The sequence below is a fragment of the Selenomonas sp. oral taxon 138 str. F0429 genome (assembly GCF_000318175.2).
Lineage (GTDB): Bacteria > Bacillota > Negativicutes > Selenomonadales > Selenomonadaceae > Centipeda > Centipeda timonae.
Window position 1 is genome coordinate 25,197 of the sequence record NZ_KB290947.1, and the last position, 13,130, is coordinate 38,326.

Below are 13,130 nucleotides of genomic sequence, written 5' to 3' on the forward strand. Positions count from 1 at the left end.
TATCAGAACGGCGGCGGTCCGCCCGCCTGCATACTCATCGGAACGACCTTTGCCGTGTAGGTACTGACGACGCGCTCTCCCTCACTGAGTCCCGAAAGGATCTCCACATACTCATCGCTGTAGATGCCCGTCTCAACATAGCGCGTCTCCTGCGTGCCATCCTCCTGCAGGACGAGGACATAGGATCCCGCTGCATCCGTCTTGAGCGTGGAGAGCGGCACGACGAGCGCATCGTTCCGATCTGCCGTATTGATGACAACGCGCGCCGTCATCGCCGGCAGGAGCAGATTCTCGGGATCGTCCACATCGAGGGTCACATAGTAGTAGATGACGCTCGTCCCCGATGAGGAGGACGAGGCGGACGAACTGGTATCCCAGCTGTTTGTCACGTCGGTCTGCGAGATCTTAGAGACGCGTGCCGTGAATTTCTTGTCCGTAAAGGCATCGACGGTAAACGTCGCCTCCTGCCCGATGCGAATGTTGCCGATGTCCGTCTCATCCACCTTCGCCTTGATCTGCTTCTTCGAGAGGTCGGCGATGCGCATGATGACGGTTGGATTGTCTGAGCCCTGCACTGCCATCGTCCCTGCCGTCTTCGGTTCGCCCACAACAACGCCCGAGATCGGTGCGGTGATGATCGTCTCGTTCGCATCTGAGTTTGCTTCCTCGAGCGTCGACTGCGCCGTATCGTAGTTGTACTCTGCATCTTCGAGGTCAGATTTGGACTTCGCCCCGATGCTCTCGAGGTAGCTCATGCGGTTGTACTTCGCCCGCGTATTCGTCACACGGTACTGCGCCTGGTCACGTTTCGCCTCGTAGTCCTTGCCGTCGAGCGTCGCAACCACCTGCCCTGCCGTAACGACATCATTCTCCTTGACGAGGACAGAATTGATGCGTGCTGTGATCTTGGAGCTGACCTCCACGGAGTCCACAGGGCGGATCGTCCCTGTTGCCTCGACCGTAGACTTGATGTCCATGCGCTGCACGGCAACCGTCTCGACGGCCTGTGCCGTCTTTTCCGCCGCACTCGACTCCATATACCAATACACGCCGCCCGAGACCAGCACCGCCACCAGTGCACCGATGCCGATAATTTTGCCACGTTTCATTTACTTCACCTTCTTCGCTGCAGCATCCGTACCGCCCTCAATGTATGCCGCCTGTGCTGCCGCACGTTCCTCTGCGGTCACGGCGGGAAGTCCCTCAGCCGCCGCATGCTCGCTCTCTGTCAGCTCTGTTCCCATGATATTCTCGACCTGTGCGCGATAGCGTGCGTAGTCATAGCGTGCACTGATCGCATTCGTCTCTGCCGTGGCAAGTGCCGTCTGCGCGTCGATGATGTCGAGGAGGATGCCCTCACCCGTACGATAGCGTTCATTCGCGATGTGATAGTCCTCACGCGCCTGACGCACCACATCCCCGGTCGAGGTAAAACGCTGCTCCGCCTCACGCATATTGAGGTACGCCTTGCGGAGGTTCAGATCAATGCTCTCTTCCTCCTTCCTCACGTTCAGCAGGGCAATGTCGCGCTCCGCCTCTGCCTCCTCAATCGCTCCGCGCGTGACGCCGCTGTCAAAGATATTCCAGCTGACGCCGACGGAGGCGGATACATCTGAGCTCGTATCATGACGCGGTTGGAACTGACTGGTCAGCCCCGTGCCGAGCGTGAGATTGACGCTCGGCCTCTTCCCTGCCCGTGCGCTCTCGACGGCGAGCTCACGCTGACGGAGCTTTGCGCGCTCCACAGTGAGATCAAGGCGATTGCGATAGGCGTAGGAAATGCAGTCCTCCATCGGCTTCTCAAAGGGCTGATATGTGACCTCCGTCGTGAGTGTCAAAGGCTCGGTGCGTGCGATGTTCAGCAGATTGCGCAGGGTCGCGAGGTTCACCTCATAGCTGTTCTCCGCACTGATGAGTTCCTGCCGCGCGTTCGAGAGCTCCACAGAGGAGCGGAGCACATCGATCTTCGCCTGCGCACCCGCGTCGTAGAGCGCTGTGACATTCTTCAGATGCGCATCGTATTTGTTCACCGTGTCGCGCTGCACCTCGACCTTTTTCGATGCCTCCACCGCATCCCAGTAGGCGGTGATCACTTCATATTTCAGATCCTCACGCGCACGCTCGGTCGTGAGACGCGCCGACTGCGCGCCGATCTCCCCTGACTCGATATTCGCCTCGTTCGCACCGCCGCTGTAGAGCGGCAGACGCGCCGAGAGAGACAGGGAATTGCTCGTCTGTGCGTCCTCGTCCTTCGCTTTGCTCGTGCGCAGTGTATCGCCCGCCTCAGCCGAAATACTGTTCTTCCCGCGCGCCTGCTTTAGCGCTGCATCCGCGGAGCGCTCGCCCTCCGCGGTGATGCGCAGCGCCGTATTCGCCGCAAGCGCCGTGTCGATTGCCTCCGTGAGCGTGAGACTCATGGCGTGCGCCGAAAACGGCAAAAAGAGCACTGTGCCGAGGACAGCCGCAGCTGTCGCACGCCGCTGTCTTCTGCGCCATTGACTATACATAGTGACCTCCTGATAGGGGAAGCACTGATAAATTCAGCATATCAGCGATTCCTTAGGAAATTTGTCCATATAACAATGCGCCCATGCTAACGCAGGGGCGCTAAGTCCTTCTTAGAACACTGTTATTTTTGCGTTAGAGGAAACACCAACGCACTTCAAAGCGTAGGATGCTCCAGCAAATACCGCTTTGCCGCGTCAAACTGCACGTCCCGCGTGTCCGTCGACGATCGCTCGACAACGATGTCGGGCGTGATGCCCGTGCCGTCGATGGAGCGGCCGTTCGGCGTCACATACTTTGCGATCGTGAGCTTCAGCCCGTCCTCGTGGAAGAGCGGCAGAACCGCCTGCACGGAGCCCTTGCCGTACGATGTCGTGCCAATGATCGTGCCTGCGCCCGTGTCCTGCAGTGCCCCCGCGAGGATCTCCGAGGCGCTCGCGCTGTTCTCGTCGATGAGTACGGCGATGGGATATTTGCATGCGCTGAGCGAGGAGCGATAGACCTCCTCACTGCCGTCGCGGTCGATGACGGAGACAATCGTGCCCGCCGGTACTACCTGCTCGGCAACGGCAACACAGCTTGTGATGAGGCCGCCCGGATTCTCGCGCAGGTCGATGATGAGGGCGGTCATACCCTCGCCCGCGAGACGGTTCATCTCACTCGCAAACTCCTCGCCCGTATGCTCGGCAAAGGAGCCGATGCGGATGTAGCCGATCGTCGTGCCCTCGACCATCGTGCCGCGCACGGACGCAACCTGTATCACGTCGCGCGTGATCGTGTACTCCTGCTCCACACCGTCGCGCAGGATGCGCAGGACAACCTGCGTGCCCGCTTCGCCGCGAATGCGCAGGGCGACCTCCTCGTTCTGCAGCTCGCTCGTCGGCACGCCGTCCACTGCGAGGATTTCATCTCCCGCGCGCAGTCCTGCCGCCTCCCCCGGCGTTCCCTCGAGCACAGAGATGATCCGCACAATATTGTCCTTGAATCCCATCGTCACGCCGATACCGCCGAACGAGCCCTCCGTATGCTGGCGCAGCTCCTTGAACATCGACGGGGGCATATAGACGGAGTGCGGGTCATCAAGGGATGCGACCATGCCGTCAATCGCGCCGTCAATGAGCCGCGTGGTGTCGGGCGCATTCACATAGCGCGACTGGATGAATTTCATCACGCCGAAGAAGCGCAAGACATCGTCCGCATAGAGCCCTGCCGAACGCAGGAGTGCACCCGCCGCAAATACAGTCAGCATACTCCCAAGGAGGGTGGATAGGACGATGATAGTGCCTAATTTTTTTCTGTTCATATCCTCTTTCGCTTAAACTATAGATACCCGAGTGGGTTGACCGGCTCGCCGTTGACGCGCACCTCGAAGTGGCAGTGTGGTCCCGTGGAGTTGCCCGTCGAACCGCATTCGGCGATCAGCTCGCCCTGCGCAACGCTCTGCCCTGTGCCCACATCGAGTGACTGGCAGTGACCGTAGAGCGTCGAGATGCCGCCGCCGTGATTGATGATAACGGCATTGCCGTAGCCCGAGATCCAGCCCGCGTACTCGACCGTCCCCGCCTGTGCAGCGTAGATCGGATCGCCGTAGTCGCCGCCGATGTCGATGCCGCTGTGGAAGCGCTGCGCACCTGTAATCGGGTGCGTGCGCCAGCCAAAATCCGACGTGATGGGACCCGCGAGCGGCCAGATCATCGCGCCCGAGCCCTGCACGGGGAGATTCCTGAGTCCGCTGCGCTGCAGCATACGCGTGATGCGCTCCGATGCCGCACGGGATTCGTCCTGCTTGCGGTCAATCGTCGCCTTGTCGTACTTCATCTGATCGATGAGTGCCTGCTGCGCGGCGACCTTATCCTCCATCGCAAGGCGCGCCTCACGAGCCTTCTTCTCGAGAGGTTCCTGCGCCGCACGATCCTTTTCGAGCTCTTCCTTCAGCGCGATCATCGCGTTGCGCTGCGTGAGCACCTCGTGCACGAGGTCGTAGTCCTGCTTGATGACACGCTTCAGGAGATCCATACGCGTCAGAAAATCCGAGAAATCCTTCGCACCAAAGAGCACGTCCACATAGGAAATCTGCCCGTTGATGTAGATATCGCGCACGCGCTTGCCGAGGGCGTCACTCTTGCGCTCGTAGTCCCGCTCGGCGACCTCGAGCTTCTCCTCGTTCTCCTCAAGGCGTTCGAGTGTCGCATTCAGCTCGGTACGGCGCGCCTTATGCTCTGCAATCGCCGTATCCGCCTGCTCGTCGAGGATGCGTTTCTGCTCCGAGAGCGAGTCGATCTTGCCCGCGAGCTCGTCGCTCTGGCGACCGAGTTCTTCGACCTGCGCATCGTAGCTGTCGCGCTCCTCTTCGAGTGTCGCCGCCGCTCCCTGCCCTGCGGCAAGGAAGACAGCGGCAAGCGTTGCCGCGAGCGTCTTTTTCATTAGTTCTTTCATATATAATTACACCTTCAGGAAACGCTTGAGCGAGACCCACGCGCCCACCGCTCCGATTGCCATGCCGAGCCCGATGATGACGAGGCTCACATAGTTCATGAATGGATACTGCGGTATGAGCGGGAAGAAGGCGAGCGTATCGTAGACCTTGTTCGCCACACCCGCATAGAAGCTGCGCAGGACGAACGCCGAGATCAGACCGCCGATGCAGCCGAGTACAATGCCCTCAAGCACGAACGGCCAGCGAATGAACTCATCCGTAGCGCCGACGTATTTCATGATCGCAATCTCACGCCGGCGCGCGAAGACCGTCAGGCGAATCGTATTTGCAATGATAAAGACCGTCGCGCCGCCGAGCAGCAGGATGAGGAGCACGCCAAAGATGCGCACGAGACGCGTGATGTCAAAGAGATGTTCCACGACATCCTGCCCGTATTTCGCCGACTCGACGCCGTCCATGCGCTCAATCTGCTTCGCCGCCGTCTCCACCATGTCCGGCTGACGCACTGTCACCTCATAGGCGTTCGGCAACGGATTCTTGTCGCCGAGTGCATCCAGCAGATACTTCTGCTCGCCGAGGCGCTCCGAGAGACGCGCACGCGCCTCCTCACGGCTGACGTATTGAACGGACTCGATCCCCTGCAGCGCGCGGATCTGCGCACCGAGCGCCTCCTCCTCGTCCTCCGTGAGATCATCCTTCATATAAACGCTGATCTGCACCTGAGACTCAAGCATTGACGCCGCGCGGTTCATATTCAGCGCGAGGATCAGGAACACCCCGAGGATGAAAAGCGACACCGCCACTGTGCCAACTGCCGCGAACGTCATCCAGTTGTTGCGGCGCAGGGAGCGAAAGACCTCCTGCACATAGTATTCCGCGGTTCTAATCTTCATATCCATATCCTCCGCGCTGCTCATCGCGCACAATGTGCCCGCCCTCGATGGCGATGACACGGCGCTGCATGGTATCGACAATGTTCTTGTCATGGGTTGCCATGACGATTGTCGTACCGGACGCGTTGATGCGCTTAAAGATGTCCATGATGTCCCAGCTCGTCTCGGGGTCGAGATTGCCCGTCGGCTCGTCTGCAATAAGGATCGCGGGATCGTTCACAATGGCGCGTGCAATGGCAACGCGCTGCTGCTCGCCGCCCGAGAGCTGCGAGGGGAAATTACGGTATTTGTCGCGCAGCCCGACCACGTCGAGCACGGCGTTCACACGCCGCTGGATCATCTGACGTGGCGCCTCGATGACGCGCATCGCGAACGCCACATTCTCGTAGACCGTCTTGTCGGACAGCAGACGATAGTCCTGAAAGATGACGCCAAGCCCGCGCCGGAGATGCGGCACATCCTTGACATCCATGTTGACAACATCGTGACCGTTGACGAAGAGCTCGCCCTCCGTCGGCAGTTCCTCACGAAAGAGCATCTTGATAAATGTAGACTTGCCCGCGCCGCTTACACCGACAACAAAGATGAACTCGCCCTTGCTGATCTCGATGCTCACGTGATCGAGGGCAACCGCGCCGTTCTCATATATCTTTGAGACATTTTTCATGCGAATCATATATTCGTCTCATTCCTCTCCAACGGGGACAGCTGCATGAATCGGGCTGCCCTGAAAAAACCATTTTACATTATACCACAAATCAAAAAAACTACAAAATGTTGCGTTGCCATTTTCTCCTTCTCATGCTATTCTCTTTTCGGTGAATCATTCTCATACAATAAGGAAAACAATATGATACTAAAAAAAATTTTCTTCGTCGCGCTGGGGCTCATCAGCCTCGGGCTCGGAATTCTCGGAGCCTTTCTCCCCATCCTGCCGACCGTCCCGTTCGTCCTGCTCGCGGCCTTCTGCTTTGCACGCGGTTCGCGCCGCATGGATGCGTGGCTGCGCACGACGCGCATCTACCGCCAGACGATGGTGCTCATGCAGAGCGGAAGGCGCGGCATGACCATCGGGCAGAAGCTGCGCATCATCCTCCCCGTCACGACGCTCATGGGCATCTCCTTCCTGCTGACCGACCATCCGCACGCGCGCATAGCGATCGGCGTCATGTGGGTTCTGCACGTCATCTTCTTTGTCTTTCGCATTCCCACGCTTAAACGGGAGGCGTGACCACTCCATTTGACAAAGTACACGCGATTCGTTAGAGTATAGATGTTAGCAGATGAAAACTCAGGGAGGTTTTTATGACAAACTGCAAAGAAATCAACTGGCACAGCACGCGGCTCGACCGCATGATGAATATACGCGTCTACGGTGCGCCCACGGGCGTGCCCATCCTTGTCTTTCCGACGCAGGACGCGATGAGTGACAACTTCGAGAACTTCGGCATGATCGAGGCGGTCGCGGACGATCTGAAACGCGGCCGCATTCAGCTCTTCTGCGTGGACACGGTCGACACGGAGACATGGTCGAATCTGTGGGGCGACAAGGTATGGCGCGCCCAGCGGCAGGAGCAGTACTACGCCTATATCATCGACGAGGTTGTCCCCCGCATCTACATGGAAAACACGAGCAAGCGCCTGCCCATCGCCGCAGGATGCAGCCTCGGCGGACTGCACGCTGCAATCGTTTTCTTCCGCCGCCCCGACCTCTTCGACGGCGTACTATCGCTCTCAGGTGTCTACGATGCGAAATTCTTCACCGACGGCTGGATGAACGACGTCCTCTATGACAACTCGCCGCTCGACTTCCTCGCTAACATGCCTGGCGACCATCCCTACATCGACCTCTACAACCGGCGGCGCATCGTCCTCTGCGTCGGGCAGGGCCGCTGGGAGGAGGAGGGTCGCCGCACGACCGCACTCATGGGTGATGTGCTCTACAGCAAGGACATTCACGCGTGGGTCGATTTCTGGGGCTACGATGTCGATCATGATTGGGACTGGTGGAAGAAACAGCTCGTTTACTTCCTCCCCTTCGTCCTGCGTGAGCAGGCGTGAAATGAGGTGAGCACATGAACTTTATCTTTGTTTCCCCGCAGTTCCCGCGCGTCTACTGGAACTTCTGCGACCGTCTAAAAAAGAAGGGTGTCAACGTCCTCGGCATCGGCGACACACCATACGACCAGCTCCAGCATGAGGTACGCGAGTCGCTGACAGAGTATTACTTCGTTCCCTCGCTCGCCGACTACGATCAGATGCTGCGCGCCGTTGCATTCTTTACGTTCAAATACGGGCGCATCGACTGGATCGAGTCGAACAATGAATACTGGCTCGAAAGCGACGCACGCCTGCGTACGGACTTCAACATTCGCACGGGCTGGCAGAGCGGTGATATGGATCACATCAAGAACAAGTCCGCAATGAAGCCCTTTTACAAGAAGGCGGGCATCCCGACCGCGCGCCTCGCGAAGGTCACAACGCTTGCCGCCGCCGAGGAGTTCCTCACGGAGGTCGGTTATCCCGTCATCGTCAAGCCCGACACGGGCGTCGGTGCAACGGACACCTACCGCATCGACAGTCACGACGAACTGTGCCATTTCTACGCATCGAAGCCGACCGTCCCCTACGTCATGGAGGAGTTCGTCACGGGAGACATCTGCTCCTATGACGCTATTGTCGACGCGGACTCCAATCCGGTCTTCGAGTCCATGACCGTCTGGCCGCCGTCCGTCATGGACATCGTGCTCTATCAGCTCGACCTCTCCTACTACACGACGGATCGCGTGCCCGATGCGCTGCAGAAGGCGGGACGCGCTACGCTCAAGGCGTTCCGTGTACACAGCCGCTTTGTCCACCTCGAGTTCTTCCGCCTGACAAAGGACAAGCCGGGGCTCGGAAATGTCGGCGACTTCGTTGGACTCGAGGTCAACATGCGTCCTGCCGGAGGATATACGACGGACATGATGAATTTCGCGCACTCCACCGATGTGTATGAGATCTGGGCGGATATGATTACGGCGAACCGCCGTCTCCTTCCTGATCGAAACGAACATTGCTACTGCGCGTACGCAAGCCGCCGCGACTTCCACCGCTATGTGCATACACACGAGGAGATCCTGCGCCGCTATGCGGGAAAGATCGTCATGTGCGAACGCATGCCCGAGATGATGTGGCCGCAGATGGGCAACCAGATGTATACGGCAAAGCTCACCGGGCAGGAGGAGACGGACGAATTCATCCGCTTCGTCCAGGAACAGCAGAACTAAGACAAAAAAAAAAGACTGCGTATGCAGTCTTTTTTTTTGTCAGTGCACGCCGCGCACGGCAATCCAGTATTCCCCGTCTTTGAAATACGTCTCCACCGTAGAAAAGCCCGCCGCGCGGAAGAGCCGCTCGAACTCGTCGGGTGTCGGATTCGTCAGCGCATAGCCCACGATCTTCTCGCGGATGCTATCGGGCAGATCGTCACGCCCATAGATCTCTGCAAGCAGGAGGAACGTCCCCCCCTTCTTTACAACCCGCGCGACCTCTTTCAGACACTCCTCGGGATTCGGCCAGAAGTAGAAGCTCTCCACCGTTACCACCGCATCGAAGTGTCCGTCCACAAACGGGAGGTTTTCCACCGAGCCGTGCAGGATCTCCATGCGTCCCGCCGCGATGAGCGCGGCGTTGAACGCACGCGATGCTTCCACGGAGGTCTCGGCGTAGTCGATGCCGACGAGATGTCCCTCCGTCACACGCTCTGCCATTCGCGCGAGCGTGTTGCCGCCGCCGCAGCCAATGTCAAGGACAGTATCCCCCGCATGGAGCGCGATGTGTGAGAGGCCCCAATCGACGAGACGTGCATGACTCTCATTCATCCGCGCGAGCATCGCGCGCCCTGCCTCCCCTTCGGGACGGCGCGGATTGCCCTCCGCCGTCATGCGGTCTGTATCGCGCCAATCTTCCTGTGCCATCATTCCACCCCCATTGTCTGCTTCGACAGATCAAATCCAAACTGCACGGGATCGGCGGGATCCCAGATGCGCGTTTCCTCATTGTAGCGCACGGGCACATAGAACGTCACCGTGCCCACAGGCTCGAGCTCACGATATGCCTCCGCCGTTGCCTCCACCGCCGTCTTGCGCAGCTCCTCAGGCGTACCGTCAAGCTTCATGCGCTGACGCAGCAGAGAGGATGCCTTTTCGCGTGCCGCAATCATATTGAACCGCGTCACCGTCACCTCAACGGTCGCCACCCCATTTCCCTGCTCTGACACCATCGTCTCCACCGTCGCATTGCGCAGCGACTCCATATAGGCATCAGCGATCTCGGACGCCTCCTCGGAGGACAGCATCGCGCCAGAGGTCTGAAGCGCGTTCGAGAATGCCGCCTTCATATTGAACGAATCCGTCGGCGCGCCATAGGACATGAGCTGCTTCTGCGCCGCCTCGTCCTGCCGCACGAACGCATTGCAGTATAGCTTGATGCTCTCCGCCGCATCCGCGCGCTCCATGCGGCCAATTGTCGCAACGTAGAGCGCAACGAGAATCGCAGCCGTAAAGATCCCCACGAAGATCACGGGGAATCGAACTTTTGATGAAATCACCTATTTATCACTCCTCTATTATATTCTATCGCACAAAGATCCATGTTCTATCAGCGATTCCTTAATACATTTCCATCATCGTACCCCTGTCCATATTTCATACAGAACGATCGTCCCCATGCTAAAAAACACCAGTGAAAAAAATCTCCAAAACAAAGGCGACTCTGCGGCGTCCTTTATCCGCCATAAATAGTTCTCCTGATCTCTGAGTTCCGGAATCTTCGGCAGCTCCTCCATAAAGATTTTCGCATAGCGTGGAAATAGGCAACAGGAAAAACTTATCGTATACAAAAATACAATAGCGAGTACACGGGAACCTGTAACCGAAAACAGCCATGCCATCGTCCATACGGGAATCCACCCAAGGAGACCATATTTCAGATCTGCTTTCCGCAGGCGAGGTGTTCCTATCTTCCGATGCCTGATATACGCAGCAACCCCCATGCCGTTCATGATAACCGTGAGTACAGTGATAATCCAAAAATCTTTGCTCGGCATAATACATCATCCGATCTCAGGACAGCATTCTCATCCCAATATAAGGACGGTCTCATACTAAAAAATACGGCTGACCTCAGCCGTATTTTTTAGTATCGCATCAGATCCCAATCGCCGCGATCCACGAGTTGATCGCCATCGGTGTCTCACCCATCTCGAAGCGGCGGCCTTCCTTCACCAGAGCCCCCTCTGCCGAGGGGCGCAGATACACCACCGTCTGTCCCATCGCACTGCCGCCCGAGGTCGCAAACGGCACAATTGTCTTGCCCGTCAGATCGTAGCTCTCGAGGAAGGTGTTGATGATGTGCGGTGCCTTATACCACCAGATCGGGAAGCCGATGAAGATGACACCGTACGGCGCGAGATCAAGCGGCTCTCCTGCAATCTCGGGGCGGCTGTTCGGGTCACGCATCTCCACACTCGATCGGCTGCTGTGATCGTTCCAGTTGAGATCGTCCTGCGTATACGGAACGACGGGCGTGATCTCATGGAGATCGGCGCCAATCACATCGGCAATCTTATGCGCCACCGTTGCCGTCCGCCGCGAAGGGGATGCCGAGAAGTAGGCAATCAGCATTTTCCCGTGCATATTATTTCCTCCTTGCAAGATACTCTTGCGCAAAGCCTGTATCCTCCGGCAGGATGTCCGACTCAAACATGCGGTTCCACGGGAATGTCACCGTGACCGTATTGATCTCGGCAATCGGCGGCAGATTCTCCTCGATGAAGCGATTCATCATGCGCGTCGAACGCATGGAGACCGCATCCATCTTCGTTCCGAGGCTGCCGTAGAACCCATCCCCGCGCAGCCATGTGAGCTGGCGCGCAATCGTATTGCGCACATTCGCCTGATAAGCCCAGTCATCAAGATAGCGTGTCGTCAGCAGATGATCGACCGAATCCGCATCCATATGTCGGACGAGCATGCCTTCGCCGAGGGCAAAGCCCGAGCTGTTCGTCGGTGTGTTCCAGCCCGCATAGACGTGAATCTTGTAGAGGAGTCCTCGCTTCTGCAGCTCCGCCATCAGCGCATTGTCCGAACCGTTCGCAAATGCAATGTCTGCAACGGCGACGGGATAGCCCTTTGCCACATAGTCCGACACGAGATCAGCAAAATATGCCGTTCCCTCGTGCGGCGTGCCGTCATTGATCACGGCATTTGCCTCGTACGTACTCCCGTCCGGATTCGTATTCACCGTGAGCACGACATCCGCCTTCTCCGGCGTGCGCACCATCATGCCACCCGCCGCGAGTACGGCATCCGAGATTGAGGTGCTGATCTTCTCATCCGAGTACGCCGGCACGGTATCCGCGCCGCGCCCCCAGTTGTAGCGTGCAAAGACAAAGGGTATCTCATGCTTCTGCTCGTTCACTGCGCGCGTCAGCATGAGCAGCGCGATCTCATCGATGCCCGCCATCGTCTGGAAGCGCGTCTTGCCGAGACTCGCACCCGTCTCCGTCAGATGACGGCTCTCGAGATGCGTCTGCGAGAACGGTGCGTTGTCATCACGCCCAAGGGTCAGATAGCGGAATGTATCGTGCCGCTTCATGAGTTCAATCAGGTATTCGTTGACTGCATAGTTTTTCTCGCGGCGCCCCAGCCAGTCGGCAAGCGCCTCCTTTGGGATCAGACGTCCGAGAAAGTCATACTCCTTGCGCTCACGGCGCGTCAGTCCTTCGACCTCCTCCTTGTCTCGCAAGAGGGTATAGCGGAAGATGTCCGCCCCATAGCGGCGGTAGTATTCCGGCTCCTCGTGACCCGACGCCTCACCCGAGCGCGGTGTCCGCATGATGGAGCCGAACACATAGAGCGGTGTCTTTGGATGAGCGCGCTGCAGCTCCTCGAAACGCGCCGCACGCGCGAGAATCTGATCGCGCGTGTAGGAGTGCTTGCGTGAGCCGACAAGACTGCCGTAGATCATCGCATCCGAGGAGATGACCGCAGCCTTTACCCCCGGCTGTGCGAGCGCTGCGTCCAGCCACGTCCAGAGCTCGTCCGGATGTCCCCAGTCCTCGCGGTTCCCGAGCAGCTCTGTCGGCGGAACAACGATCTCGTATCCCACACGCTGCACAACGTCCGCCGTCTGCTTGCTCGAGATCGGACGACTGTCATGCGGAACGAAAACAATCTTATCTGTGATCGGCTCCCTCTTTGCCGCATCAACTGCTTGCGGCACAAGAAACAGCGCCAGCATTGCAATACAAA

General features: G+C 58.2%; 14 protein-coding genes. 3 read left to right on the plus strand and 11 right to left on the minus strand.

Going from position 1 to position 13,130, the window contains the following annotated elements:
- Positions 1-2: 2 nt before the first annotated feature.
- From HMPREF9163_RS07070 to ftsE, 6 genes are all read right to left on the minus strand, one after another.
- Complete coding sequence (locus HMPREF9163_RS07070; protein WP_009441055.1) at positions 3-1,109, minus strand: efflux RND transporter periplasmic adaptor subunit; 1,107 nt, start codon at positions 1,107-1,109, stop codon at positions 3-5.
- Positions 1,110-2,507 carry a TolC family protein gene (locus tag HMPREF9163_RS07075; RefSeq protein ID WP_009441056.1) on the minus strand — a complete coding sequence of 466 codons (1,398 nt, stop codon included), beginning with the start codon at positions 2,505-2,507 and terminating at the stop codon, positions 1,110-1,112.
- 155 nt (positions 2,508-2,662) lie between these two features.
- On the minus strand, positions 2,663-3,808 hold the full coding sequence (locus HMPREF9163_RS07080) for a S41 family peptidase (RefSeq protein WP_009441057.1): 1,146 nt from the start codon (positions 3,806-3,808) through the stop codon (positions 2,663-2,665).
- 17 nt (positions 3,809-3,825) lie between these two features.
- Positions 3,826-4,941 carry a murein hydrolase activator EnvC gene (locus HMPREF9163_RS07085; RefSeq protein ID WP_009441058.1) on the minus strand — a complete coding sequence of 372 codons (1,116 nt, stop codon included), beginning with the start codon at positions 4,939-4,941 and terminating at the stop codon, positions 3,826-3,828.
- A 6-nt stretch (positions 4,942-4,947) separates the two neighbouring features.
- Complete coding sequence (ftsX, locus tag HMPREF9163_RS07090; RefSeq protein ID WP_037346585.1) at positions 4,948-5,835, minus strand: permease-like cell division protein FtsX; 888 nt, start codon at positions 5,833-5,835, stop codon at positions 4,948-4,950.
- Positions 5,825-6,511, minus strand: coding sequence for a cell division ATP-binding protein FtsE (gene ftsE / locus HMPREF9163_RS07095; protein WP_009441060.1), 687 nt, complete (start codon positions 6,509-6,511; stop codon positions 5,825-5,827). Before ftsE ends, ftsX begins: the two co-directional genes overlap by 11 nt.
- A gap of 174 nt (positions 6,512-6,685) precedes the next feature.
- On the opposite strand from ftsE, the gene HMPREF9163_RS07100 reads away from it, so the two are divergent.
- The 3 genes from HMPREF9163_RS07100 (at position 6,686) to HMPREF9163_RS07110 (ending at position 9,104) form a co-directional block, all read left to right on the plus strand.
- The gene (locus HMPREF9163_RS07100) at positions 6,686-7,066 is read left to right on the plus strand and encodes a YbaN family protein (RefSeq protein ID WP_009441061.1); all 381 of its coding nucleotides are present in this window, start codon (positions 6,686-6,688) and stop codon (positions 7,064-7,066) included.
- A gap of 74 nt (positions 7,067-7,140) precedes the next feature.
- Complete coding sequence (locus tag HMPREF9163_RS07105; protein ID WP_009441062.1) at positions 7,141-7,896, plus strand: esterase family protein; 756 nt, start codon at positions 7,141-7,143, stop codon at positions 7,894-7,896.
- 14 nt (positions 7,897-7,910) lie between these two features.
- Complete coding sequence (locus HMPREF9163_RS07110; RefSeq protein WP_009441063.1) at positions 7,911-9,104, plus strand: acetyl-CoA carboxylase biotin carboxylase subunit family protein; 1,194 nt, start codon at positions 7,911-7,913, stop codon at positions 9,102-9,104.
- A 39-nt stretch (positions 9,105-9,143) separates the two neighbouring features.
- Here HMPREF9163_RS07110 and HMPREF9163_RS07115 read toward each other — a convergent pair whose 3' ends face one another.
- From HMPREF9163_RS07115 to HMPREF9163_RS07135, 5 genes are all read right to left on the minus strand, one after another.
- Positions 9,144-9,794 (minus strand): class I SAM-dependent methyltransferase, encoded by a 651-nt coding sequence (locus HMPREF9163_RS07115; protein WP_037346588.1) that lies wholly within the window; start codon positions 9,792-9,794, stop codon positions 9,144-9,146.
- Positions 9,794-10,426 (minus strand): hypothetical protein, encoded by a 633-nt coding sequence (locus HMPREF9163_RS07120; protein WP_037346590.1) that lies wholly within the window; start codon positions 10,424-10,426, stop codon positions 9,794-9,796. Before HMPREF9163_RS07120 ends, HMPREF9163_RS07115 begins: the two co-directional genes overlap by 1 nt.
- Positions 10,427-10,547: 121 nt before the next feature.
- Positions 10,548-10,775, minus strand: coding sequence for a hypothetical protein (locus HMPREF9163_RS12510; protein WP_157049429.1), 228 nt, complete (start codon positions 10,773-10,775; stop codon positions 10,548-10,550).
- Between the two features lie 249 nt (positions 10,776-11,024).
- Positions 11,025-11,513, minus strand: a complete 489-nt coding sequence (locus HMPREF9163_RS07130; RefSeq protein ID WP_009441068.1) for a flavodoxin — start codon at positions 11,511-11,513, stop codon at positions 11,025-11,027.
- A 1-nt stretch (position 11,514) separates the two neighbouring features.
- Positions 11,515-13,119, minus strand: coding sequence for a DUF4127 family protein (locus HMPREF9163_RS07135; RefSeq protein ID WP_009441069.1), 1,605 nt, complete (start codon positions 13,117-13,119; stop codon positions 11,515-11,517).
- Positions 13,120-13,130: the final 11 nt, after the last annotated feature.

Coding starts and splice junctions, on each gene's coding strand:
- ftsX (WP_037346585.1), bottom strand. CDS start 5,835: ATGAAGATTAGAACCGCGGAATACTATGTGCAGGAGGTCTTTCGCTCC.
- HMPREF9163_RS07115 (WP_037346588.1), bottom strand. CDS start 9,794: ATGGCACAGGAAGATTGGCGCGATACAGACCGCATGACGGCGGAGGGC.
- HMPREF9163_RS12510 (WP_157049429.1), bottom strand. CDS start 10,775: ATGGACGATGGCATGGCTGTTTTCGGTTACAGGTTCCCGTGTACTCGC.
- HMPREF9163_RS07080 (WP_009441057.1), bottom strand. CDS start 3,808: ATGAACAGAAAAAAATTAGGCACTATCATCGTCCTATCCACCCTCCTT.
- HMPREF9163_RS07075 (WP_009441056.1), bottom strand. CDS start 2,507: ATGTATAGTCAATGGCGCAGAAGACAGCGGCGTGCGACAGCTGCGGCT.
- HMPREF9163_RS07110 (WP_009441063.1), top strand. CDS start 7,911: ATGAACTTTATCTTTGTTTCCCCGCAGTTCCCGCGCGTCTACTGGAAC.
- HMPREF9163_RS07070 (WP_009441055.1), bottom strand. CDS start 1,109: ATGAAACGTGGCAAAATTATCGGCATCGGTGCACTGGTGGCGGTGCTG.
- HMPREF9163_RS07100 (WP_009441061.1), top strand. CDS start 6,686: ATGATACTAAAAAAAATTTTCTTCGTCGCGCTGGGGCTCATCAGCCTC.
- HMPREF9163_RS07085 (WP_009441058.1), bottom strand. CDS start 4,941: ATGAAAGAACTAATGAAAAAGACGCTCGCGGCAACGCTTGCCGCTGTC.
- HMPREF9163_RS07105 (WP_009441062.1), top strand. CDS start 7,141: ATGACAAACTGCAAAGAAATCAACTGGCACAGCACGCGGCTCGACCGC.
- ftsE (WP_009441060.1), bottom strand. CDS start 6,511: ATGATTCGCATGAAAAATGTCTCAAAGATATATGAGAACGGCGCGGTT.
- HMPREF9163_RS07135 (WP_009441069.1), bottom strand. CDS start 13,119: ATGCTGGCGCTGTTTCTTGTGCCGCAAGCAGTTGATGCGGCAAAGAGG.
- HMPREF9163_RS07130 (WP_009441068.1), bottom strand. CDS start 11,513: ATGCACGGGAAAATGCTGATTGCCTACTTCTCGGCATCCCCTTCGCGG.